Source organism: Streptomyces sp. SP17BM10, from assembly GCF_036322405.1.
Classification (GTDB): domain Bacteria; phylum Actinomycetota; class Actinomycetes; order Streptomycetales; family Streptomycetaceae; genus Kitasatospora.
Genome location: NZ_JAQYXB010000577.1, coordinates 357439 through 380011, shown reverse-complemented (window position 1 = coordinate 380011; position 22573 = coordinate 357439). Strand labels below are relative to the sequence as shown.

At 74.1% G+C, this 22573-nt stretch carries 21 protein-coding genes; 11 read left to right on the top strand and 10 right to left on the bottom strand.

What is annotated here, in order from left to right; translation table 11 throughout:
- The coding region (locus tag PUR71_RS18665; protein ID WP_329928139.1) for an ABC transporter ATP-binding protein at window positions 1–721 on the top strand (721 nt) is incomplete at its 5' end.
- An 85-nt stretch (window positions 722–806) separates the two neighbouring features.
- Here PUR71_RS18665 and PUR71_RS18660 read toward each other — a convergent pair.
- The 5 genes from PUR71_RS18660 to PUR71_RS18640 form a co-directional block, all read right to left on the bottom strand.
- A complete protein-coding gene (locus PUR71_RS18660; protein WP_329928138.1) occupies window positions 807–2519 on the bottom strand; it encodes an ABC transporter family substrate-binding protein in 1713 nt (570 codons plus the stop codon).
- 150 nt (window positions 2520–2669) lie between these two features.
- A complete protein-coding gene (locus PUR71_RS18655) occupies window positions 2670–5063 on the bottom strand; it encodes a peptidoglycan binding domain-containing protein (protein ID WP_329928137.1) in 2394 nt (797 codons plus the stop codon).
- A 239-nt stretch (window positions 5064–5302) separates the two neighbouring features.
- Window positions 5303–5812 carry a DUF6113 family protein gene (locus tag PUR71_RS18650; RefSeq protein ID WP_329928136.1) on the bottom strand — a complete coding sequence of 170 codons (510 nt, stop codon included), beginning with the start codon at window positions 5810–5812 and terminating at the stop codon, window positions 5303–5305.
- A complete protein-coding gene (gene mshB, locus PUR71_RS18645; RefSeq protein ID WP_329928135.1) occupies window positions 5809–6765 on the bottom strand; it encodes an N-acetyl-1-D-myo-inositol-2-amino-2-deoxy-alpha-D-glucopyranoside deacetylase in 957 nt (318 codons plus the stop codon). Before mshB ends, PUR71_RS18650 begins: the two co-directional genes overlap by 4 nt.
- A gap of 48 nt (window positions 6766–6813) precedes the next feature.
- Entirely contained in the window at window positions 6814–7008 is a 195-nt protein-coding gene (locus PUR71_RS18640; protein WP_329928134.1) for a DUF2304 domain-containing protein, read from the bottom strand.
- A gap of 312 nt (window positions 7009–7320) precedes the next feature.
- On the opposite strand from PUR71_RS18640, the gene PUR71_RS18635 reads away from it, so the two are divergent.
- The 6 genes from PUR71_RS18635 (at window position 7321) to PUR71_RS18610 (ending at window position 13749) form a co-directional block, all read left to right on the top strand.
- Window positions 7321–9474 carry a S9 family peptidase gene (locus PUR71_RS18635; protein WP_329928133.1) on the top strand — a complete coding sequence of 718 codons (2154 nt, stop codon included), beginning with the start codon at window positions 7321–7323 and terminating at the stop codon, window positions 9472–9474.
- A 214-nt stretch (window positions 9475–9688) separates the two neighbouring features.
- On the top strand, window positions 9689–10693 hold the full coding sequence (locus PUR71_RS18630; protein WP_329928132.1) for an ABC transporter ATP-binding protein: 1005 nt from the start codon (window positions 9689–9691) through the stop codon (window positions 10691–10693).
- Entirely contained in the window at window positions 10690–11412 is a 723-nt protein-coding gene (locus tag PUR71_RS18625) for an ABC transporter permease (RefSeq protein ID WP_329928131.1), read from the top strand. The genes PUR71_RS18630 and PUR71_RS18625 overlap by 4 nt, the downstream gene beginning before the upstream one ends.
- A gap of 8 nt (window positions 11413–11420) precedes the next feature.
- Window positions 11421–12680 carry a sensor histidine kinase gene (locus PUR71_RS18620; RefSeq protein WP_329928130.1) on the top strand — a complete coding sequence of 420 codons (1260 nt, stop codon included), beginning with the start codon at window positions 11421–11423 and terminating at the stop codon, window positions 12678–12680.
- A 35-nt stretch (window positions 12681–12715) separates the two neighbouring features.
- Complete coding sequence (locus PUR71_RS18615) at window positions 12716–13066, top strand: hypothetical protein (protein ID WP_329928129.1); 351 nt, start codon at window positions 12716–12718, stop codon at window positions 13064–13066.
- A gap of 53 nt (window positions 13067–13119) precedes the next feature.
- Window positions 13120–13749 (top strand): response regulator transcription factor, encoded by a 630-nt coding sequence (locus PUR71_RS18610; RefSeq protein ID WP_329928128.1) that lies wholly within the window; start codon window positions 13120–13122, stop codon window positions 13747–13749.
- A 4-nt stretch (window positions 13750–13753) separates the two neighbouring features.
- Here PUR71_RS18610 and PUR71_RS18605 read toward each other — a convergent pair whose 3' ends face one another.
- Together PUR71_RS18605 and PUR71_RS18600 are read right to left on the bottom strand one after the other, a co-directional pair.
- Entirely contained in the window at window positions 13754–14626 is an 873-nt protein-coding gene (locus tag PUR71_RS18605) for a transglutaminase-like domain-containing protein (protein WP_329928127.1), read from the bottom strand.
- A 58-nt stretch (window positions 14627–14684) separates the two neighbouring features.
- Window positions 14685–15701 (bottom strand): GNAT family N-acetyltransferase, encoded by a 1017-nt coding sequence (locus PUR71_RS18600; RefSeq protein ID WP_329928126.1) that lies wholly within the window; start codon window positions 15699–15701, stop codon window positions 14685–14687.
- Between the two features lie 131 nt (window positions 15702–15832).
- Here PUR71_RS18600 and fdxA point away from each other — a divergent pair, with 131 nt between their 5' ends.
- A complete protein-coding gene (fdxA, locus tag PUR71_RS18595) occupies window positions 15833–16159 on the top strand; it encodes a ferredoxin (RefSeq protein ID WP_030061559.1) in 327 nt (108 codons plus the stop codon).
- 20 nt (window positions 16160–16179) lie between these two features.
- Window positions 16180–17331, top strand: a complete 1152-nt coding sequence (dapC, locus tag PUR71_RS18590) for a succinyldiaminopimelate transaminase (protein WP_329928125.1) — start codon at window positions 16180–16182, stop codon at window positions 17329–17331.
- Window positions 17332–17395: 64 nt separating this feature from the next.
- Here dapC and PUR71_RS41325 read toward each other — a convergent pair whose 3' ends face one another.
- A complete protein-coding gene (locus PUR71_RS41325; protein ID WP_443077479.1) occupies window positions 17396–18181 on the bottom strand; it encodes a hypothetical protein in 786 nt (261 codons plus the stop codon).
- A gap of 293 nt (window positions 18182–18474) precedes the next feature.
- A complete protein-coding gene (locus tag PUR71_RS18580) occupies window positions 18475–19536 on the bottom strand; it encodes a hypothetical protein (protein ID WP_329928124.1) in 1062 nt (353 codons plus the stop codon).
- Window positions 19537–19681: 145 nt separating this feature from the next.
- Between PUR71_RS18580 and dapE the strand changes: the two genes are divergently transcribed.
- Window positions 19682–20758 (top strand): succinyl-diaminopimelate desuccinylase, encoded by a 1077-nt coding sequence (gene dapE, locus PUR71_RS18575; protein WP_329928123.1) that lies wholly within the window; start codon window positions 19682–19684, stop codon window positions 20756–20758.
- A gap of 112 nt (window positions 20759–20870) precedes the next feature.
- A complete protein-coding gene (locus tag PUR71_RS18570) occupies window positions 20871–21680 on the top strand; it encodes a TIGR00730 family Rossman fold protein (protein WP_329928122.1) in 810 nt (269 codons plus the stop codon).
- Window positions 21681–21717: 37 nt separating this feature from the next.
- On the opposite strand, the gene folP is transcribed toward PUR71_RS18570, so the two are convergent.
- Window positions 21718–22530 carry a dihydropteroate synthase gene (gene folP / locus PUR71_RS18565; protein WP_329928164.1) on the bottom strand — a complete coding sequence of 271 codons (813 nt, stop codon included), beginning with the start codon at window positions 22528–22530 and terminating at the stop codon, window positions 21718–21720.
- Window positions 22531–22573: the final 43 nt, after the last annotated feature.

The window sequence follows — 22573 nt, the reverse complement described above, 5'->3', positions numbered from 1 at the left end:
CCAGGACCCGTACACCTCGCTGAACCCGCGCATGACGGTCGGCGACATCATCGGGGAGCCGTTCGAGATCCACCCCGAGGTGGCTCCGAAGGGCGACCGCCGCAAGGCCGTCCAGGACCTCCTGGACGTCGTCGGGCTCAACCCGGAGTACATCAACCGGTATCCGCACCAGTTCTCCGGTGGCCAGCGCCAACGCATCGGCATCGCCAGGGGGTTGGCGCTCAAGCCGGAGATCATCATCTGCGACGAGCCGGTGTCGGCCCTGGACGTGTCCGTGCAGGCGCAGGTGATCAACCTGCTGGAGCAGCTCCAGGGCGAGTTCAACCTCTCGTACATGTTCATCGCCCACGACCTCTCGATCGTCCGGCACATCTCCGACCGCGTCGGCGTGATGTACCTCGGCAAGATGGTCGAGATCGGCACGGAGGACGAGATCTACGCCCACCCGACCCACCCGTACACCCAGGCCCTGCTGTCGGCCGTGCCGGTGCCCGACCCGACCGGCCGCGAGCAGCGCGAGCGCATCCTGCTCAGCGGCGACCTGCCGTCCCCGGCGAACCCGCCGTCCGGCTGCCGCTTCCGCACCCGCTGCTGGAAGGCGCAGGAGCGGTGCTCCGAGGAGATGCCGCTGCTCGCGGTGCCCGCGCTGCTCGAGGGCCCGGCCGCGCACGAGTCGGCGTGCCACTTCGCCGAGGTGCGGGACGTGATCGGGAGCGCCTGAGCCCGTCCCACCGGCCGGGTCGCGGAGTCCGTCGGCTCCGCGACCCGGCCGTGTGCTTCCGGGAGCCGCGGGCCCCCGGGACGGCTCACTTCTCGAAGCCCACGTTCTCCCAGACGATGTCGGACAGGCCCTGCGCGCCGATGTTGGCGAGGTTGGCGCGGGCGCCGTACAGCTGCGGCCGCTGGTAGAGCGGGAGCATCCCGGCGACCTTCCACAGTTCGGCGTCGGCCTGGTTGATGGCCTCGGAGGCGGTGGCGGCGTCGGGGGCGGCGGCGGCCCGGTCGAGGGCGGCGTCGACGGCCGCGCTGCCGGTGGCGGCGTGGTTGTTGCCGCTGTTCTGGGCGAAGCTGGCGCGGCTGCCGCTGGCCGGGAAGGGCGTGCCGAGCAGCGCGTAGACGGCGAGGTCGAAGTCCTGGCGGTTGACGTACTTGTCGAAGAACTCGTTGGGGCCGGCCTGGACCGTGGTGACCTTCACGCCGACGCCCTTGAGCATCCCGGTGACGCTCGCCGCCTCGGTCTGGGCGGTGGCGACGCCCGTCGGGACGACCATGCGCAGGTTCAGCTCGCGGCCGTCCTTGTGGCGGACGTCGCCGTCGAGCTTCCAGCCGGCCGCGTCGAGCTTGCGGCGGGCCTCGGCGGGGTCGTAGCGGCTGAGGCCGAGCGAGTTGTCGCGGTAGCCGTTCTGGTTGGCGACCAGCAGGTGGTTGTTGAGCGTGGCCGGCGGCCAGTCCAGGCCCTTGAGGTCCTCGCGGGCGATCGCGTCCCGGTCGATCGCCTGGAACACGGCCTGGCGCACGGTCGCGTCGGTGAGCAGCGGGCTGCGGCCGTTGAGGGTGAGCTGGCGGAAGTCCGGCCCGCCGGCCCGCCGGACGACGGCGCCCTTGGTGCGCTTGACGGCCTCGTACCCGGCCACGTCCGGGCCGTTGTTGAACAGGTCGATGTCCCCGCGGCCGAAGGCGGCCGCCATCGTCGCGGGCGTCATGGCGTGGAAGACGATGCGGTCCAGCACCGGCTTGTCACCCCACCAGGAGGGGTCGGCGACCAGGGTGACGGTCTGGGCCGCCGGGTCCAGCTTCTCGACCTTGAACGGGCCCGCGGTGACCGGGATGGCGTCCAGGTAGGCGGTGTTGAACAGGTCGGGGCTGCTCACCCGGCTCGCCGGCAGCAGCGGGGCGTTGGCGGCGCCGTTGAACATCGACTGCCACTCGGAGAAGGGCTGGTCGAAGGTCATCACGGCCTGGAAGTCGTCCTTGCCGGGCACCACCGAGGAGACCAGCTCGAAGCCGGTGCTGCTGGAGGACTTGTACGCCGGGTCCTTGCCGTTCATCGCGCGCCAGTCGGCCTCGATGTCGCGCCAGGTGATCGGGGTGCCGTCGGACCAGTGCGCCTTCGGGTTGAGCGTCCAGACGACCACCTGGTGGCCGTCCCTGAGCTCGGCGTGGGCGTCCTGGAGGTAGGCCGGGTTGGGGGTCTGGGTGCCGGCCGCGTCGGAGCGGAAGAAGGTGGGCAGCAGCGGCTTGGTGACGCTGCCGGTCGAGGACTCGGTGCCGTCGGCGTGGATCGGCGACCACTGGTGGGAGAACTGGGCGATCGCGAGGTTCAGCGTGCCGCCCTGGCGCAGCTGGGCGCGGTCGCGCGGATTGATGTCCGTCGCGGTGGACTTGGGCGACGTCGGGACGGAGGCCATCGCGTCGCCGGGCGAGCCGTCCGGCTGGGACGCGCACGAACAGAGCGTCAGCGAGAGGGCGAGCGCGGTGAGGCCGGCGAGCAGGGCCGCCCGGTGGTGGAGGCGGCCCATGGGCGTGCTCCTGAGGCAGGTGTGATGGATGGTGTGGCGTCACATCTTGGCGAGCGCAGCGGGAGTTGTCGAGGGGGACGGCCGAGGGGCGGGCCCGCTGCCTTCGTGGAGAAGGAGTGGACCCGCCCCTCGGCGGTCGGGCTCGGTGGCTCAGGCGACGGTGAACTTGAAGGTGCGGTCCTTGTCGCCGCTCTTGTCGAGCAGCGGGGTGAGCGCGTCGGCGACGTCCTGCGCGGTGATCGCCGCGGACTGGCCGTTCTTCTTGATCTTGACCTTGTCGAAGACGTTGCCGAGCTGGGCGTTGAGCGCGTCCAGGTCCCACTTGGGCGTCAGCTTGCCCGAGGCGTCCGGGACGAGGGTCAGCGCCTTGGCGGCGGTCAGCTTGCCGAAGTTCCACGTCTTGGCACCGGCCGTGATGTGGATCGGGCCGCTGACCGCGGACTTGCCGAGCCCGTCCGCGGCGGCCTGCAGGGCCTGCGCGGAGACCTTGGGCTGGGCTGCCGTGACGTTCAGCGCGATCGGCTGGTCGGGCTTGCCGGCCGCGCGGTCGCGGTAGGCCTGCTCGACCACGGCGACGGCGCTCGCGGAGTCCAGCGCCTGGCCGGCCTTGCCGGGCACGACGACCGGGTCGCCGGTGTCGCCGAACTTGACGAAGCCCTCCTGCAGGCCCTGGCCCGAGCCGGCGGCCAGGCCGTCCAGCGCGGCCTTGAGCTTGGCCCGGTCGACCTTGACCTCCGGAGCGACGTTCTTCGTGCCGCCCTGCAGCGACTTGATGACGTCCACCGGGCTGTAGCTGTGCTGGGTGAGGCCGTCCACGGTGGCCGTGGTGTCGAAGCCGAGCCCGGCGACGGTCGGGTCCAGGTCGACGCTCTGGTCGCCGATCTTCAGCTTGAGCGGCTGCTGGCCGGCCTTGCCCACCGTCTCGTCGAGCTGGTGGATGGCCTGGTCGCGGTTGTTGCCGCCGATGTCGGTGCCGAGCACCACGGTGCCCTTGGGGATGTCCGACTGGTTCAGCATCAGGCCGGTGCCGTACGCGGCGGCGCCGAGGAACAGGACGCCGACGATGCCGTAGACGCCGAGCTTGACGATCTTCTTGCCGGCGCCACCCTTCGCCTTGGCCTTGCCCTGAGGCTTGGCGGGCTCCGCGGCGGCGGGGGCCGCGGCACCGGGCTCCGGGCGGGGACCGGGCGCGGGAGCCGGCAGCGGGGTGACCGCGGTGGCCTCCGGGTCGCGGCCGGGCTGCTGCGGGCGGGCCGGGGCGCCGTTGAACGGGTCGGTGTTGAACGGGTCGGCGGGCGAGCCGGAGCCGCCCGGTGCGGCGGGAGCGCCCGGGGCGCCGGGGAACAGGCCGCCGGGGGCGGCGAACGCGTCCCGGCCGGCGGGGGCGGCCGGCGCGCCGGGGCGCTGCGCGGCGAACGGGTCGGCGCCGGTGGGCGCGGAGGCGAACAGGCCCGGCTGACGGCGGCCCTCCTCGCCACCCCGGCCGGGTATGGCGGCCGAGGCCGGCACGTCCTCGCGGATCGGCGCGAAGCCGTCGACGGAGGTGTCCTCGGGGTCGGCCGCGCCGCCGCCCGGGAAGGAGCGCTCGCCCTGCGGGCCGCGGCTCTGCGGACGGCCCTCCGGCGCACCGGCACCCTGCGGGCCGCGGTTTTGCGGACGGGTGTTCTGCGGGCGGCGCGGGCCGGTGGGATTCGCCGCGGCGGGAGGAGCAGGGGCGAACGGGTCGGCGGCGAACGGGGCCGCCGCGGCGTCGTACACGCCGGGCTCGTCGCTCTGGCCCTCCGGGCCGCCGAACGGCGCGGGCGCACCGCCCGGACGCGGCGCGGGGGCGGCACCGTCGCCCTGGGCCTGGGCGGGGACCGGACGGCCGCCCTGCCGGGCGGCACCCTGGCCGGCGCGCTGGGCGCCGTTCTGCCGGACGCCGTCGGGGCGCGCGCCGTTCTGCTGGGGCCTGGGCCGGGTCTGGGCCTTGGCCTGTGGCTGGGCCTGCGGCTCGGCGGCGGCCTCCGGCGCACCGGCCGGGACCGGGGCGGGCGCGGCCTCGCCGGGCGCCGTCGCGGCCTTCTTCTGCCGCGGCCGGAACCACGCGCCGGTCGACTCGGACTCGGAGGTCGCCGCGGGGATCGGCGGGATCTGCCACTCCGGCGGCAGGTTCGGCGGCGTGGCCGTGCGGCCGCCGCCCTCCATCACACCGAGGACGGGGGAGGAGGGTGCGGAGCGGTGGCGCGCGCCGCCCGCCTCGGGGGCGGGCGCCGGGGCCTCGTCACCGGGGCCCTCCTCGCTCTTGACGGCGCTGCGGACGACGACCGGCGGGATCGGGCGCGAGCCGGGGATGTTGATCCGGACCCGGGTGGTCAGGGTGGTCTCGGTCTTCGGGGCCTCGTCCTCGCCGCCCGACGCCGCGCCCTGGGCGGCACCGGCACCGGCCAGGTCGCCGCCGCCGGGCAGGCCCGGTGTGCCGTAGGGCGGGGTGCCCGACGGGTAGGCGTCCGGGCCCGTGCGCCGGGGCGTCGGGTGGGCGTTGTCAGATTCGCGGCTGCTCAATGCTGCTCTGCTCCGGGTTCGCGGGCGGGCCGTGCGGCGCGACCGCGGTTCGTGGTCGCCGGGCCGGGGGCGGGCGGCGGTCGGGTACGGCGTTCTGCGGCACCACCATACTGGGAAGAACTGAGCGGTGAACGGGTTCGGACTGATCCTGATACGTCCGGTTCCTCCGGTATGAGAGTACGGCGGTGTGGTCCTGACTGCGCGTCGTGCACGGTGCCGCACGCGCCGCACTCCCGGCTTCAGCGGGGCGGGTTGGGGACCCCGGGGAACCAGCTCGCGCGGGTGGGCAGGGTGGCGCAGATCACGCCCAGGACCGAGCCGGCGAACATCCAGGCGAGGGAGGTGGCGTTCGGCCACAGCACGGTGTCGCCCTCCGGCCGCGGCATGATGGCGACGACCAGGGCGAGGAACCAGCCGGCCGCGGGCAGGGCGGCGCCCAGCCGGGTGCCGGTGACGCGCAGTCCGGCGTAGAAGGTGGCGCCGCTCGCGCCGAGCGCGAGCAGGACCCCCACGGGCGGCCACAAGGCCTGCACAAAGGATCCGCAGACCGAGACGGCGAAGCCGAGCGCGAAGAACAGGACATACGCCACGAACCGGGCGGGACGCGGGGGCTGAGCCTCGGCCAGGCGCTCGTCCCGGGTGCCGAGGACGGCGGCGACGACGGAGCGCTTCGGCGCCTCGGGCCCCTTGTCGGCGGGCCCGGCGGGCCCGGTGGACCCGGCCGGCGTGCGGTCGGCGGACTTGTTCATCGGGCGCCCTCCTCGGCGGTCTCTCCGGCGGTCATCGCGGCGGTCTCTCCGGCGGTGACGAGCCCGGCGTCCGGGTCGGCGTCCAGGCCGGCGAACAGGTCGTCCTCGGGCCGTCCGGGCCCCGCCTGGCCGCGCACCAGCTGGTAGTACTCGGTGGCCACCAGCGGCTGGCCGAGGTGGTTGGAGAGCGCGAACGAGGCGCCGTCCACGGTGATCTGGGTGACGTGCGCGGCCATCGCGGCGGCCTTCCGGCCGACGTACGCGGTGCCGTCCACCACGGTGGTCACCACCGCGTCGTCCACCACCCCGGGGACGTCCGACGGGACGGCCGTGCCGGGGAAGGCCGCGGCGGCGGCGGTGGCGGCGAGCCCGGCCTCGATCACGGAGCGGGGCATCCGGTTCCAGTACACCTTGGCGATCCGCCAGGCCGGGCCGAGCTCCGGCCGGTACGCCGGGTCGGCCGCGAGGTCGTGCGCGCGCATCGCGACCCGGTGCGCCTGGATGTGGTCCGGGTGCCCGTAGCCGCCGTTCTCGTCGTACGTGACCAGGACCTGCGGGCGCACCTCGCGCATCACGGCGACGAGGTGGCCGGCCGCCTCGTCCACGTCGGCCCGCCAGAAGCAGCCGGGCGCGTCGTTCTCGGGCACGCCCATCATCCCGGAGTCGCGGTAGCGTCCGGGGCCGCCGAGGAAGCGGAAGTCGGCGACGCCGAGGGCGGCCATGGCATCGGTCAGCTCGCCGATCCGGTGCGCGCCGAGGGTGTCGTCCCGATCGGCCGTCAGGTGCGCCAGGCCGGGCGGGATCACCTCGCCGCCCTCGCCGAGGGTGCAGGTCACCAGGGTGACGCGGGCGCCCTCGGCGGCGTACCGGGCCATCGTGGCGCCGTTGCCGATCGACTCGTCGTCGGGGTGGGCGTGCACCAGCAGCAGGCGGCGTCCGGTAGTCGAGGTCATGGGAGGAAGCCTAACGACCGGCCCGGCGGGCGCGGGAGCGCGCGCGGTTCAGAGCTTCAGGCCGTTGATCATCCCGGCGAGGTTGCTGGTGACCTGGCTGATCGACGGGGCGATGGAGCTGGACGCCAGGTAGAAGCCGAGCAGCGCGCAGACGATCGCGTGCGCGAGCTTCAGGCCGGAGCGGCGGATCAGCACCACCACGATGACCAGCATCAGCATGGCTGCGGAGACGGACAAAGCCATGTCGGCTCACACCCCTTCTCGGGTGCGCCGCCTGGGGAGGGCGGCGGTCGGACCGTGCGGGACTTGCGGCCGGGCGACCGGCGGCCCGGGACGGGGCCGGACGATCACCCGCTCGATCAGTCTTACCCGATGGGTGAGCGGAGCATTACGTTCGGTGAGTCCGCGCGCGCCGGGGTACGGCGGCACTCGTGGGGCGCATGGGCCGGTCGGAGGGGGTGCGGAGCACTTTGGGGCCCACTTCGCGAGGATGCTCCGAACGAGTGATCAAAACGCTCCCGGCGGCGCGCGCGAGAGGTCGTAGGGTCTGGTGCCATGACCTCCCACACCCCTGCGGACACCTTCCCCCGGCAGTACGCGCGGACCCTGCGCTACACCGTCGGCGCGCCCCGGTCGATCGACGTCGCACCGGACGGCTCCCGGGTCGTCTTCCTCCGCTCGCGCTCGGGCAGCGACCGGGCCAACCTCCTCTGGACCCTCGACACCGCCACCGCCGAGGAGCGGATCGCCGCCGACCCGGCCGTCCTGCTCGGCGGCGGCGAGGAGGACCTCTCCCCGGCCGAGAAGGCCCGCCGCGAGCGCAGCCGCGAGGGCTCGGCCGGCATCGTCGGCTACGCCCTCGACGGCGCCGGCCGACTGGCCGCCTTCGCCCTGTCCGGCCGCCTGTTCACCGCCGACCTGGTGACCGGCGCCACCGCCGAACTCCCCGCCGAGGGACCGCTGCTGGACCCGCGCCCCTCCCCGGACGGCAGGTACGTCGCGTACGCCAACACCGCCGGCGAACTGCGGCTCACCCGCGCCGACGGCAGCGGCGACCGCGCCCTCGCCGAGCCCGACGGGCCGAACGTCACGTGGGGCCAGGCCGAGTTCATCGCCCAGGAGGAGATGAGCCGCGACCGCGGCTACTGGTGGTCCCCGCAGAGCGACCGGCTGCTGGTCGAGCGCGCCGACGACACCCCGGTGCGCCGCTGGTGGATCGCCGACCCGGCCAACCCGGAGCGCGAGCCCGCCGAGGTCGCCTACCCCGCCGCCGGCACCGCCGACGCCGAGGTCGGCCTCTGGGTGTTCGACCTGGACGGCGGCCGCACCGAGGTCCTCTGGGACCGCGCCGCCTTCCCCTACCTCGCCCGGGTGCACTGGTCCGGCGGCGGCGTGCCGCTGCTGCTCGTCCAGGCCCGCGACCAGCGCAGCCAGCTGATCCTCGGCCTCGACGTCGCCACCGGCGCCACCGAGGTGCTGTTCGAGGAGCACGACGACACCTGGCTGGACCTGTTCCAGGGCGTCCCGGCCTGGACGCCGGACGGCAAGCTCGTGCGCATCAGTGACGAGGGCGGCGTGCGGGCGCTGGTGATCGGCGACCAGACCGTCACCGGGGACGACCTGCACCTGCGCTCGGTCGTCGCGATCACCGCCGACGAGGTGTTCTTCACCGCCTCCGGCGGCGCCGCCGAGACCGACCCCGAGCCCGGCTGGGTCGCCGTCGGCCGGATCGGCCACGACGGCAAGCGGCTCGCCTGGGAGGCCTCCAACGGTCGCCCGTTCACCTCCGTCACCACCGCCGTGCACGCGGCTGGCATCACCGTCCGCGCCACCGCCGAGCCCGACCTGCCCGGCAGCCTCGTCCAGGTCTCCCGGGACCTGCCCGAGGGCGTGGTCGTCGACGACATCGCCACCATCGCCTCGTACGCCGAGACCCCGGTCATCACCGCCCGCCCGGTCTTCCGCTTCGCCGGCGAGCGCCGCGTCCCCGCCGCCGTCTTCCTGCCCACCGGCTACGACCGCGAGCGCGACGGCCTGCTGCCCGTCCTCATGGACCCGTACGGCGGCCCGCACGGCCAGCGCGTCGTCCAGGCGCACAACCCGCACCTCAACTCGCAGTGGTTCGCCGACCAGGGCTTCGCCGTGATCGTCGCCGACGGGCGCGGGACCCCCGGGCGCGGCCCGGCGTGGGAGAAGTCGATCGCCTTCGACTTCGCCGGGAGCACCCTGGACGACCAGGTGGACGCGCTCCAGGCGCTGGCCGGGGAGTTCCCGCTCGACCTCGACCGGGTCGCCATCCGCGGCTGGTCCTACGGCGGCTACCTCGCCGCACTCGCCGTGCTGCGCCGCCCGGACGTCTTCCACGCGGCCGTCTCCGGCGCGCCGGTGACCGACTGGGAGCTGTACGACACCCACTACACCGAGCGCTACCTGGGCCACCCCGCCGAGCGGCCCGAGGTGTACGCGGCGAACTCGCTCACCGGGTACGCGGCCGGGCTGGAGCGTCCGCTGATGATCATCCACGGGCTCGCGGACGACAACGTGGTGGCCGCCCACACCCTCCGCCTGTCCTCCGCCCTGCTCGCCGCCGGCCGCCCGCACACGGTGCTGCCGCTGTCCGGCGTCACGCACATGACGCCGCAGGAGGAGGTCGCGGAGAACCTCCTGCTGCTCCAGGTCGACTTCGTGAAGCGCTCGCTGGGGATGTGACCCCGCGCGACGGCAGTGACGGGGCGGCGCACGGACGCCCCTGAGCAGCGGTTCCGGCGGCCGGTGCCCCTGACGGGGGCACCGGCCGCCGGCATGACATCCGTCATGCGGAACGCACGACGGCGGACACTGCCGCCGCACCCGCCCCGCGCTGGACCCTGAGGTGGTGCGAACGGCACCGGACGCGACACCACCAGGGGACAGGAGCAGGGCGATGGGCACGGATGTGGCCGCCTTCCGCGGCGTCGGAAAGAGCTACGGGCGGGTACGGGCCGTCGACGGACTGGACCTCGTGCTGCGGCCGGGCGAGACCGTCGCCCTGCTCGGGCCCAACGGCGCGGGCAAGTCCACCAGCCTCGACCTGCTGCTCGGCCTGCGCGAGCCCGACCAGGGCACCGTCTCGCTGTTCGGCGCCGGCCCGCGCGAGGCGATCGTGGCCGGCCGGGTCGGCGCGATGCTGCAGAGCGGTGGACTGATGGCCGACGTCAAGGTCCGCGAGCTGGTCAAGCTCGCCTGCGACGTCCACCCGCGGGGCCGGCCGGTCGCCGAGGTACTGACCGACGCCGGGATCGCCGAGCTCTCCGAGCGCCGGGTCGACAAGCTCTCCGGCGGCCAGGAGCAGCGGGTCCGCTTCGCCCTCGCGATCGCCGGCGACAGCGACCTGATCGTGCTGGACGAGCCCACCACCGGCATGGACGTCAGCGTCCGGCAGGCGTTCTGGGCGAGCATGCGCGCCCAGGCCGACGCCGGGCGGACGGTCCTGTTCGCCACCCACTACCTGGAGGAGGCGGACTCGATCGCCGACCGCGTCCTCGTCCTGCACCGGGGCCGGCTGATCGCCGACGGCACCTCCGCGGAGATCAAGGCGCGGGCCGGCGCCCGCCGGGTGGCCTTCGAGCTCCACGACGGGGACGGCGAGTTCGACGGCGGCGTGCTGCGCACCCTGCCGGGCGTGCAGTCCCTGGACGTCACCGCCCGGGTGCCCGGCGTGCGGACGGTGCGGATCCGCACGGCGGACGCGGACGCGAGCGTCGCCGGGCTCTACCGGGCGGGCCTGTACCCGCGCGGGCTGGAGGTCACCGGGCTGGGCCTGGAACAGGCCTTCCTCACCATCACCGGCGAGCAGGACGACCGCGAGGGCCGCGAGGACCGCGAGGGCCGCGAGGGCCGCGAGGACCGGAACGACCGCGACGGCGCGCAGAAGGAGACCGTGCGATGACCACCCTGATCCGGCTGGAGGTCCTGCGGACCCTCCGCAACCGCCGGTACCTGCTCTTCACCATCGCCTACCCGGCGCTGATGTACTTCTTCTTCATCCACGCCTACGACTCCGACAAGCTGGCCGGCGGACTGCCGGTGAAGACCTACTTCATGGTCTCGATGGCGACCTTCGGCGCGGTCGGCGCGGTGCTCTCCGGCAGCGCGCAGCGGATCTCACTGGAGCGCAAGAGCGGCTGGGTGCGCCAGCTGCGGCTGACCGCCCTGCCCGGCCGGGCGTACACCTTCGGCAAGATCGCGGCCAGTGCGGTGACCACGCTGCCGGCGATCCTGGTGGTGTTCGCGGTCGGCGCGAGCCAGGGCGTGTCGCTGGGCGTCGGGCAGTGGATCGGCCTCGGGGTCGCGCTGTGGCTGGGCAGCTTCGTGTTCGCCGCGCTCGGTGTGGCGCTCGGGTACGCGGCGGCGCCGGACTCGGTGCAGACGATCGTGATGATCGCCTACATGGTGATGTCCCTGTTCGGCGGGACGTGGTTCCCGGTGAGCGGTTCGCTGGAGAAGTTCGCCCGGTTCAACCCCGTGTACCTGTACAACGAGCTGGCCACCTTCACCCAGCCCGGACACTCGCTGGACACCGCCGCCGTCGCCGGGCTGGCCGCCTTCCTCGCGGTGTTCGTCGCCGCCGCCACCGTCTTGTACCGGCGCGACACCCGACAGGCATGATGATCCACATGGACGACACGCGCCGCACCCACCGCACCGACGAGCAGCCGGACGAGGGTGCGGCGCACCCGTCGTTCATGAACGTCCCCGGATCCCCGGTGGAGACCAGGCGGCAGATGCTGATCAAGGTCGCCTGGATGCTGCTGTGGATGCTCTACCTGGCCTACCCGGCGGGCGAGCTGCTGCACGGCGGCCACGGCCTGGGTGCCCGAGTGTTCGGCTGGGTGTGCCTGGCGGGCTTCGTGAGCGCCTACGTCCTGCTGGTGATCTTCCGCTCGACGGCGGGCATGAGACCGCGGGCCTGCCAGGTGATCGTCGCGACGATGATCGTGCTCGCGGTCGTGGCCACCTTCGTCTTCGGCGGCGCCTTCCTGACGCTCTTCATCTACGCCTCGGTCTGCCTCGCGATCATCACGCCGGTGCAGCTCGCGCCGCGCGCGCTCGTCGGCATGGCGGTGCTCACCGGTGTCACCGGCCTGGCCGTCGACGCCGGTTCGGACGCCACCACGACCTTCGCGCTCAGCGCCTTCCTCTCCGGCATCGCGATGACCGGCCTGCAGCGGCTCGTCGCCACGATGAAGGAGCTGCGCGAGGCGCGGGCCGCCGTCGCGCACCTGGCCGCCTCCGAGGAGCGGCTGCGGCTCGCCCGCGACCTGCACGACCTGCTCGGGCACTCGCTGTCGCTGATCACGCTGAAGAGCGAGCTGGCCGGGCGGTTCATGGACGCCGGGAAGGACGAGGCGGCGCGGGCGCAGGTCGCGGACATCGAGCAGGTCGCGCGGCAGTCGCTGATCGACGTCCGGGAAGCGGTGACCGGCTTCCGCCGGCCCACCCTGCCGGTCGAACTCGCCGCCGCCCGCACGGCGCTGGCCGCCGCGCAGGTGCGGCTGGAGGCCGCGCCGGAGATCGTCGACACCTGGCCGGGCCTGGCCGACGAGGAGGCGGGCGCGCTGGCCTGGGCGCTGCGCGAGGCCGTCACCAACATCGTCCGCCACGGCGAGGGCGCGACCGTGTGCGCCGTCACCGCCGACACGGCGTGGGAGGGCGGCGGCGAGCGGTTCGCCGTCCTGGAGATCGCCGACGACGGCCGCGGTCCCGGCAAGTCCCAGCCGGGCAACGGGCTCTCGGGCCTGGAGGAGCGCCTCGCCCTCGTCGGGGGCCGCCTGGAGAGCGGGCCGGGGGAGCGCGGCAAGGGCTTCCGGCTGCGGGCGATGGTGCCGCTGCGCGAAGTGTCGGCACCGGCGGCACCGACGGCCGAGCGGTCGTAGGGAACTCCGCCGAACGGCGTTGCGTAGAAGGAGGCATGACCAACGTCCTCGTCATCGGCATCGACCCGCACACCGTCCCCGGCATGGACGGTGACACCCTGCGCGCCGCCCTCGACGCCGAACTCGTCCGCTTCGCCGACCACGGCATCGACGCCGCCATGACGCTCGTCGCGCTCGACGCGACCGCCGGACCGGCGATCGCCGCGGCCCTCGACGAGCGGGCGTGGGACGTCGTGGTGATCGGCGGGGGCATCCGCAAGCCGGAGCCACTGCTCACGTTCTTCGAGCACGTGGTCAACCTCGTCCGTCGGCACGCCCCGGGCGCCGCCCTCGCCTTCAACTCCAGCGGTGGGGACAGCGTCGAGGCGGCCCGCCGGTGGCTGTGAGGCCCGGCTCCCCAGGGGGAGGGCCGTGCAGCTCCCCCTCTAAGGTCGTGCCCATGAGTGACGATCAGAACAGCCCCTCGATCCGCGTGCTGCTCGCCGAGGACCAGGGGATGGTCCGGGAGGCGCTGGCGGCGCTGCTCGGGCTGGAGGGGGACATCGACGTCGTGGCGCAGGTGGGCCGCGGCGACGAGGTGGTGGCGGCGGTGCTGGCGAACGACGTCCAGGTCGCCGTGCTGGACATCGAGATGCCCGGCATGACGGGCATCGAGGCGGCGGCGAAGCTGCACGAGGAGGCACCGGGGACGAAGGTCGTGATCGCGACGACCTTCGGGCGGCCCGGCTACCTGCGGCGGGCGATGGAGTCCGGCGCGGACGCGTTCCTGGTGAAGGACGCGCCAGCCGCCGAACTCGCCGAGGCGATCCGCCGGGTGCTGCGCGGGGAGCGGGTGATCGACCCGGTGCTGGCCGCGGCCGCGCTGGCCGAGGGCGCCAACCCGCTGACCGCCCGCGAGCGGGACGTCCTCGGGGCGGCGGCGGACGGCGCGGTGAACGCGGACATCGCCAAGCGCCTGCACCTGTCCGAGGGCACGGTCCGCAACTACCTCTCGATGGCGATCCAGAAGACCGAGGCCCGCAACCGCACCGAGGCGGTGCGCATCGCCCGCGAGAAGGGCTGGTTGTAGTCCCTCAGTTCAGCCGGTGGCGGGCCGCCCTCGCCTCCTGGCGGACCTTGGCGGCGCCTTCCGGGTCGAACGCGTCGAGGATCTCGGCGTAGGCGTCCATCTCGGCCGAGCCGCCGAGGAAGTCGCCGGTGCGCACGAGGAGTTCGGCGCGTTCGAGGCGCAGCTGGGCGGGGTGGCGGGGGAGCAGCAGGGCGAGTTCGGTGGCCCACAGCTGGGTGCGGGCGTGTTCGGGCCGGTCGGACGCCCAGGCGCGGATGTTGCCGAGGACGCGGTGGACGATGTCGAGCGGCTGGGCCGGGGTGAGCAGCGCGGGCGCGAAGGCGTGCCCGGTGGCCTTGACGAGGCGCTCGGCGTCGCCGGGGTCGAGCAGCCGTCCCCCGTGGAAGGGGTCGGCCAGGACGTACTCCTCGCCGCCGGCCGGGCCGCCGACGGCGACGATGAAGTGGCCGGGCAGCGCGACGCCGTGCACGGTGAGCCCGGCCCGGCGGCCGACCGCCATCCACACCAGGGACAGCGTGATGGGCAGCCCGCGCCGCCGCCGCAGGACCTCCGGCAGCAGGGAGGACTCCAGCCGCCGGTAGTCCGACTGCCGGCCGTGGAACCGCTCCCGCCCGCCGAGGACGGCGGCGAGCAGGGCGGCGGTCTCCTCGGGCCCGGCGGGGGCGCGTTCGGCGACCGCGAGCCGGACGGCGGACGCGTGCCGCTCGAGGGCGGCCTCGCACGCGGCCAGCAGGGCGTCGAGGCCCGGCGGCTCGCCGGGGTCGTCCGGGTCGGTGAGGGGGCCGTGTTCGGCGGCGGCGAGCAGGCAGAGCAGCACCGGGTCGGGCTGCTCGGCGCGGGCGGCGGTCCGGAAGCGGTCTCTGCTCTGCTCGGTCACGGTGACGGCGACGGCTTTCGTACGGCGGGCGGGCGATCGGGCAAGCGGTGGCCGGCGGCTACCCCTGGGGCGGCCGGGCGTAGTGGTAAGTGTGACTGGTGGTGAAGCCGAGTCCGTCATAGAGCGCGACCGCACCGTCGTTGTCCGCCTCGACCTGCAGGTAGGCGCCGGTGGCGCCCTCCTCGGCGGCGCGGGCGGCGAGCACCGCCATGACGGCCGTGGCCAGCCCCGCCCGCCGGGCGTGCGGCTGGACCTCGATGGCGCCGAAGCCGGCCCACGCGCCGTCGACGACGCAGCGTCCGATGGCCAGCGGCGGCCCTCCCGCGGCGCCGGGCACGGTGGCGAACCAGACCGAGGGGCCGCCGTGCAGCACCCGCCGGGCGGCCTCCCGCACCGCCGGGTCCGCGCTCAGCCTCCCGTACAGGGACATCCAGTCGGGCCCGGCGGTGCGTGCGAGCCGCACCCGGTCGTGCCCGGAGCCGACCCCGGCGAGCGCGGCCAGCGGGGCGGTGCGCACCAGCGTCGGCGACTGCGCGGGGCCGAGCAGTTCGCGCAGCCCGTCCGCCGTGCCGGGCGCGAGGACCTCGACGAGCGCCGGCAGTTCGCGCTCGGCGTACCAGTCCCGGACGACGGCCAGCGCGGCCGGCAGCGGCAGCCCGGGGTCGCCGAGCGCCTGGACGGAGTTGGCCCGCCGGGTGAACCCGGACGAGGCGCGCAGCGTCCACTCGCCGAGCGCCTCCTGCTCGACACCGGGCCAGCCGCGCGCCGCGATCCGCTGGAGCTCGACCGGCGTCGCGGCCGGCAGCGGGGCCCGCCGGACCGGGAAGAGCGGGACCACCTTGCCCGCGACCAGCAGTTTCTCGGGGAAGGAGACCGGCTCGCCGGCGCGGGGCACGATCGTCAACCCATGATCGTCCCACGATGTGAGCACGCCGATCACATCGCGGAAGACCGGCCGATCGTCCACGAACCCGGACAGCCGTCGGACGGACACGCGTCGTCCCACGTCGCAGCGATCTATCCGGACCTCCGGACGGTCCCGCGGACGGTCACTTTCCGGGCCGCCTGCCGTCATCTGGGCACCTCCTGTGCATTTGCCGTCTCCGACCCGCGATACTAGGGGCGGGCATCGACGACGCCGCGCTCACCGCGCACGCGAGCAGAACAGAACGGGCCGACAGGGCCCTTCCGAGGAGGAACGACAGCGTGACTTACGTCATCGCGCAGCCTTGTGTCGACGTGAAGGACAAGGCGTGCATCGAAGAGTGCCCGGTTGACTGCATCTACGAGGGCGAGCGATCGCTCTACATCCACCCGGATGAGTGTGTCGACTGTGGTGCTTGCGAGCCGGTCTGCCCGGTCGAGGCGATCTTCTACGAGGACGACACTCCCGAGGAGTGGAAGGACTACTACAAGGCGAACGTCGAGTTCTTCGACGACCTCGGTTCGCCCGGTGGCGCCTCGAAGCTCGGCCTGATCGAGCGTGACCACCCGTTCATCGCCGCTCTGCCGCCGCAGAACGCCGACCACTGACGATCGGTGGCATCTGAGCTGTGAGCACCGACAACAGCACGCGCGCGCCGTTCCCGGGCCACCCGGGGGCGGCGCGCCGCGTTTCGGACCGCCTGCCCGTCTTCCCGTGGGACAAGCTGGAGCCGTACAAGGAGACCGCCCTCGCCCACCCGGGCGGCCTGTGCGACTTCTCCGTCGGCACCCCCGTCGACCCGGTCCCCGAGGTGATCCAGAAGGCGCTGGCCGCGCACTCGGACACCCCCGGCTACCCGACCGTCTGGGGCCCGCTGGAGCTGCGCGAGGCGATCGCCGGCTGGCTGCGCCGCCGCTGCGGCGCCGAGATCGGCCCGCAGGCCGTGCTGCCGACCATCGGCTCCAAGGAGCTGGTGGCCTGGCTGCCGACCCAGCTCGGCCTCGGCCCGGGCGACCAGGTCGCCTACCCGCGCCTGGCCTACCCGACCTACGAGGTGGGCGCGCGGCTGTGCGGCGCGCAGCCCGTCGAGTACGACTCGGTGGAGGAGCTGGACGGCTCGCGCGTGCGCCTGCTCTGGGTGAACACGCCGTCCAACCCGACCGGCCGGGTGCTCGGCGCGGACGAGCTGCGCCGCACCGTGGAGTGGGCCCGGGAGCACCGGGTGCTGCTGGTCAGCGACGAGTGCTACCTGGAGCTCGGCTGGGACGCCGAGCCGGTGTCCGTCCTGCGCCCGGACGTGTGCGGGGGCGACCACGAGGGCCTGCTGGCCGTCCACTCGCTCTCCAAGCGCTCCAACCTGGCCGGCTACCGCTCCTCCTTCCTGGCGGGCGACCCGGTCGTGGTCAAGGAACTGCTGGGGCTGCGCAAGCACGGCGGCATGATGGTCGCCGCGCCCGTCCAGGCCGCGACGATCGCCGCGCTGGACGACGACGCCCACGTGGCCGAGCAGCGGGAGCGCTACGCGGCCCGGCGCTCGGCGCTGCGGACGGCCCTGGAGGCGTACGGCTTCCGGATCGAGCACTCGGAGGCGAGCCTCTACCTGTGGGCCACCCAGGACCGCCCGTGCTGGGAGACCGTGGCCGAACTGGCCGCGCTCGGCATCCTGGTGGCGCCCGGGGAGTTCTACGGCCCGGCCGGCGGACAGTTCGTCCGGGTCGCCTTCACGGCGACGGACGAGCGGGTCGCCGCGGCCGTCGAGCGGCTGAACGCGGCGCGCTAGCGGGGAGAACGCGCGAAGGGCTGGTGTCCGCCTCGGACACCAGCCCTTCGCGCTGCGGGAGGGCTTAGAGCGGCAGGCCGCTGATGCTGCCGCCGTTCACGCCGCCCAGCAGGCCGCCGACCGGGCCGAGCGCGCCGGTGAGGCCGGACAGCGGGTTGTTCGGGCCGAGGTCGGCGCCGCCGAGGCGGTTGGCCGAGCCGTGCTCGGCGAGGCCGAGGACGTCGGCGCCGGGCAGGGCGCCCGCCAGGCCGCCCGCCGGCAGCGAGCGCTCGACGGAGCCCAGCGGCAGCGCGTCGGTGACGGCGTTGGTGCTGGGCACGCCGTTGGTGAGGCCGCCGAGGCTGGGCACCTGCTTGGTGACCGCGCCGGTCTGGGCGAGCCCGCCGACCGGGCTGGCGGCGGCGCTGCGGGTGCCCGCGCCCTTGCCGGTGACGGCCTCGCCGAGCTTGCCGGCCAGCGCGGAGGCGACCTTCGGGGTGACGGCGGAGAGCTGGCCGGTGGTGGCGGCGGTCTGGTCGACCGGGGCGGTCAGCGAGCTGGCCTTCTCGTTCGCCTCGGGCAGCTGGTGGGCGACGATGTTGCCGGCGGCGTCGGCGGAGGCCGGCACGCCCGCGGCGACGGTGGCGGCGCCGGTGGTCCCGGCGGCCTCGCCGAGCTGGTGGGTGGTGTGCTGGAGGCTGGAACCCGCGTCGGTGTTGGTCAGCTGGCCCAGCGGAGCGGCGAGGTCGCTCTTGGGCAGCAGGGCGTCGCCGCCCAGGGCGGACGCGGAGCCGGCCGCGACCAGCGGGGTCGCTCCGGCCGCCACGACGAGCGCGGCCTGGGCGATCCGGCGCGTGAGGGGGTGAGACATGGGGCTCCTCGAAAAGGTCTGGGTCCGTCCCGTCCGCCGGGTGGACGACCGGGCGGACGGCGTGGTTACCGCTTGAGAAGCCAGAAGGTTTCGGCCGGTGCAAGGAAAGTGTCAGACCGACCATCGGATCGTATGACCGCAGAACCGCGCCCTGCCGGAGCCCGAAGAGGCCCGCGGATCCTGCGCCGGGCAAGGGGAGTGACGGTTCTCCAGTGGGGGTCGCCGGAACGGGCGGCCGGTCCACGAAGGTTGACCGGAATCACCCGTCCGGCGGCAACCCGTACGTCAGTGCGTCAGCCCTTGTCGGACGGCGCCAGGGTGACCTGGACGAGCTTGGTCGTCGTCCCCGTCGGCTGCGACTGCCAGCCGTCCTCGGACGAGGTCTTGCGCCAGATCTTCCCGTCGTAGGCCACCGTCGCGATGCCCAGCTGCTGCGCCTGGGCGACCGCCCAGTGCGCGACCTCCCAGCCGCTCGCCTTCTCGGCGGCCGCGGCGGCGTCGGCCCCGGCGTCCGCCGAGGTGGTGAGCGCGGCGGCGGAGGGGTCCGGGGTGAGCGCGACGGCGTTCTCGGCGCCCTTGATCGTCGACGTGTAGCCGGGGGCCGCGGCGACGGTGCGGCCGAACTCGCGGCGCACCCGGTCGGAGAGCACCTGGGTGCGGTCCGGCGCGGGCGCCGGGGTCGCGGAGGCGGACGCGGTCGGCGAGGCGGAGTCGGCGGAGTCGGCCGTCTCCGGCTTGGCGTAGTCGTGCACGACGCAGGTGAACGAGGCGGGCTCGCGGCCGGCCAGCGCCGAGGTGAGCAGCGTCGCCTTGGTCTCGTGCTTGGCGTACGCCTGCGGGTAGCCGCTCTTCTGCACCGCCTGGGCGGCGTCGGTCAGCGGCAGCCGGGTGTAGCCGGGCACCTTGACCAGGCCGTCCAGGAACTTGTTGGTCGCGTAGACCGGGTCCTGGATCTGCGTCGCGGTGCCCCAGCCCATCGAGGGGCGCTGCTGGAACAGGCCGAGCGAGTCCCGGTCGCCGCCCGCGAGGTTGCGCAGCTTGGACTCCTGCATGGCGGTGGCCAGCGAGATGGCCGTCGCCCGGTCCGGCAGGCCGCGCGAGCGGGCCACCGCGGCGATCGTCGCGGCGTTGGCGGCCTGCGGCAGCTCCAGGGTGCCCTCGCCGGTCGCGGTCTTCACCGTGCAGCCCTCGGGCTCGGTCCCCTTGAAGCCGAACCACCAGATGCCGACCACGGCCGCCCCGCCGACCAGGGCGAGGCCGAGCAGCCCGACGATCACGAGCAACAGGGCGCGCAGCGGCCCCCGACGGGGGGGCTCCAATTCGTCGCCCTGGTCCTCGCTCTTCTTCCTGGCCACCCTCGCCCCTCTCGCGCCTGCTTCTTGATCCGACACCGTACCCACTCGGACGGGTGTGCGGCGCCCCCCGGTTGCCGTTACGCTTCGCCGACCCTGTCACAGGAGGGCTACGCAGGGTCCCCGTGGCGCGCACTAGGCTGGCGCCATGAGCAGCCCCGACACGACGCCCCTGGACCTCACCCTCGACGGCGGCGCGCTGACCGCCCGCCTCGTCGACTTCCCGTCCGTCAGCGGCGACGAGCAGCCGCTCGCGGACGCCGTGGAGGCCGCCCTGCGCGCCTACCCGCACCTGACCGTCGACCGGTACGGGAACAACGTGGTGGCCCGCACCCACCTCGGCCGCTCCGAGCGCGTCCTGCTGGCCGGCCACCTGGACACCGTGCCGATCGCCGACAACGTGCCCTCGTACGTCGACGGGGACCTGCTCTACGGCTGCGGCACCTCGGACATGAAGTCCGGCGTCGCCGTCCAGCTGCGGCTGGCCGCCACGCTGCCCGCGCCCAACCGCGACCTGACCTTCGTGTTCTACGACTGCGAGGAGGTGGAGGCCCACCGCAACGGCCTCGGCCACCTCGCCAAGGAGCGGCCCGGGTGGCTGGCCGCCGACTTCGCGGTGCTGCTGGAGCCCAGCGGCGCCGTCGTCGAGGGCGGCTGCCAGGGCACCCTGCGGGCGCAGGTCAGGCTCACCGGGGTGCGCGCCCACGCGGCCCGCAGCTGGCTCGGCGACAACGCCATCCACCACGCCGCCGAGGTGCTCTCCCGGCTCGCGGCCTACCAGCCGCGCCGGGTGGAGATCGACGGCCTGGAGTACCGCGAGGGCCTGAACGCGGTGCGGATCGACGGCGGCGTGGCCGGCAACGTCATCCCGGACGAGTGCGTCGTGACGGTCAACTTCCGCTACGCGCCGGACCGCAGCGAGGCGGAGGCGGAGAAGCACGTCCGCGAGGTCTTCGACGGCTTCGAGGTGACCGTCACCGACTTCGCCCCCGGCGCCCTGCCCGGGCTCGCCCAGCCGGCCGCGCAGGCCTTCCTGGCGGCCACCGGCGGCCAGGCCAGGGCCAAGTTCGGCTGGACCGACGTCGCCCGCTTCAGCGCGCTCGGCGTCCCGGCGGTCAACTACGGTCCCGGGGACCCGAACCTCGCGCACAAGCGGGAGGAGCACTGCTCGCTGAGCGCCATCGCCGAGGCCGAGGAGCGGCTGCGCGCCTGGCTCACCAGCTGAGCGGCGCCTCTGGTCGGCTGATCCGATCAGAAGCCGAACGCCATCTTCCGGTTCCCCGACCGACGTTCCCCCGTTGCCTGAAAACGGGGGAAGTCCGGCGTAGGGTTTCGTCATGACAGGCACAGGAGACGAGAAGCAGTACGGGCACGGCCCCGAGCAGGTCGGCGTGCCGCGGAAGAAGAAGGCCTGGCCGGAGAAGCAGAAGGGCCCGGTGCTGGTGCGCCGGGACCAGGTCGGCACGAGCACGACGGACCAGCGCCTGCTGGACACCACCGGGCCGACCGACTGGCTGCACACCGATCCGTGGCGGGTCCTGCGGATCACCTCGGAGTTCGTCGAGGGTTTCGGCGCCCTCGCCGAACTCCCGCCCGCGATCAGCGTGTTCGGCTCGGCCCGGACTCCGGTGGACTCGCCCGAGTACGAATCCGGCGTGGCCATCGGCCGCGCGCTCGCCGAGGCCGGCTACGCGGTGATCACCGGTGGCGGCCCGGGCGCCATGGAGGCCGCCAACCGCGGCGCCTCCGAGGCCGGCGGCCTGAGCGTGGGCCTCGGCATCGAGCTGCCCTTCGAGCAGGGGCTCAACGAGTTCGTCGACCTCGGACTGAACTTCCGTTACTTCTTCGTCCGCAAGACGATGTTCGTGAAGTACGCCCAGGGCTTCGTGGTCCTGCCGGGCGGGCTGGGCACGCTGGACGAGCTGTTCGAGGCGCTCACCCTCGTCCAGACGAAGAAGGTCACCCGGTTCCCGGTGATCCTCTTCGGCAGCTCCTACTGGGGCGGGCTGTACGAGTGGCTCAAGAACACCCTCGTCGCGCAAGGCAAGGCGGCCCCGCGCGACCTGGAGCTGTTCCACATCACCGACGAGATCGACGAGGTGCTGAAGATCCTCGCCGACGCCCGCCGGCCGACCAACGAGATCTGAGCCGGGCGAAGATCCGGGCCGGGTCCCGCAGCCGCGCTCAGGCCAGTCCCCGGCGGGCCACCGCCGGGGGCCGGGTGCCCCGGATCGAGGCGACCATGTCCAGCACCTGCCGGGTCTCGGCGACCTGGTGCACCCGGTAGACCCGCGCGCCCAGCCAGGCCGACACGGCCGTCGTCGCGAGCGTGCCCAGCAGCCGCTCGTCCACCGGCTTGTCGAGGGTCTCGCCGACGAAGTCCTTGTTGGACAGCGACACCAGCACCGGGAAGCCGGTCGCGGTCATCTCCGGCAGCCGCCGGGTCGCCTCCAGCGAGTGCCGGGTGTTCTTGCCGAAGTCGTGCCCCGGGTCGATGATCACCGCGTCCCGCCGCACGCCCAGCCCCACGGCCCGCTCGGCCAGGCCGACGGTCACCCGCAGGATGTCCGCCATCACGTCCTCGTAGCCCACCCGGTGCGGCCGGGTGCGCGGCTCGGCGCCGCCCGCGTGGGTGCACACCAGCCCGGCGTCGTACCGCGCGGCCACCTCGGCGAGCTCGGGGTCCACCCCGCCCCAGGCGTCGTTCAGCAGGTCCGCGCCGGCCTCGCAGACGGCCTCGCCGACCTCGTGGCGCCAGGTGTCCACGCTGATCACGGCCTCCGGGTGGCGCTTGCGCAGCTCCGTCACGAACGGCACCGTGCGGCGCAGCTCCTCCTCGACGGTGACCTCGTCGCCCGGCCCGGCCTTGACCCCGCCGATGTCCAGGATCGCGGCGCCCTCGGCCACCGCCCGGTCGGCGGCGGCGAAGGCCGCCTCGTCCGCGAACGTCGCCCCCCTGTCGAAGAACGAGTCCGGGGTCCGGTTGACGATGGCCATGATCACCAGCTCGTCGTCACCGAATTCGCGCGGTCCCAGGCGC

What these genes read in the sequence shown, in the direction of transcription:
- PUR71_RS18660 (WP_329928138.1), bottom strand. Translation starts at nt 2,519, where the DNA reads ATGGGCCGCCTCCACCACCGGGCGGCCCTGCTCGCCGGCCTCACCGCG.
- PUR71_RS18650 (WP_329928136.1), bottom strand. Translation starts at nt 5,812, where the DNA reads ATGAACAAGTCCGCCGACCGCACGCCGGCCGGGTCCACCGGGCCCGCC.
- mshB (WP_329928135.1), bottom strand. Translation starts at nt 6,765, where the DNA reads ATGACCTCGACTACCGGACGCCGCCTGCTGCTGGTGCACGCCCACCCC.
- PUR71_RS18640 (WP_329928134.1), bottom strand. Translation starts at nt 7,008, where the DNA reads ATGGCTTTGTCCGTCTCCGCAGCCATGCTGATGCTGGTCATCGTGGTG.
- PUR71_RS18635 (WP_329928133.1), top strand. Translation starts at nt 7,321, where the DNA reads ATGACCTCCCACACCCCTGCGGACACCTTCCCCCGGCAGTACGCGCGG.
- PUR71_RS18630 (WP_329928132.1), top strand. Translation starts at nt 9,689, where the DNA reads ATGGGCACGGATGTGGCCGCCTTCCGCGGCGTCGGAAAGAGCTACGGG.
- PUR71_RS18625 (WP_329928131.1), top strand. Translation starts at nt 10,690, where the DNA reads ATGACCACCCTGATCCGGCTGGAGGTCCTGCGGACCCTCCGCAACCGC.
- PUR71_RS18620 (WP_329928130.1), top strand. Translation starts at nt 11,421, where the DNA reads ATGGACGACACGCGCCGCACCCACCGCACCGACGAGCAGCCGGACGAG.
- PUR71_RS18615 (WP_329928129.1), top strand. Translation starts at nt 12,716, where the DNA reads ATGACCAACGTCCTCGTCATCGGCATCGACCCGCACACCGTCCCCGGC.
- PUR71_RS18610 (WP_329928128.1), top strand. Translation starts at nt 13,120, where the DNA reads ATGAGTGACGATCAGAACAGCCCCTCGATCCGCGTGCTGCTCGCCGAG.
- PUR71_RS18600 (WP_329928126.1), bottom strand. Translation starts at nt 15,701, where the DNA reads ATGACGGCAGGCGGCCCGGAAAGTGACCGTCCGCGGGACCGTCCGGAG.
- PUR71_RS41325 (WP_443077479.1), bottom strand. Translation starts at nt 18,181, where the DNA reads ATGTCTCACCCCCTCACGCGCCGGATCGCCCAGGCCGCGCTCGTCGTG.
- dapE (WP_329928123.1), top strand. Translation starts at nt 19,682, where the DNA reads ATGAGCAGCCCCGACACGACGCCCCTGGACCTCACCCTCGACGGCGGC.
- PUR71_RS18570 (WP_329928122.1), top strand. Translation starts at nt 20,871, where the DNA reads ATGACAGGCACAGGAGACGAGAAGCAGTACGGGCACGGCCCCGAGCAG.
- folP (WP_329928164.1), bottom strand. Translation starts at nt 22,530, where the DNA reads ATGGCCATCGTCAACCGGACCCCGGACTCGTTCTTCGACAGGGGGGCG.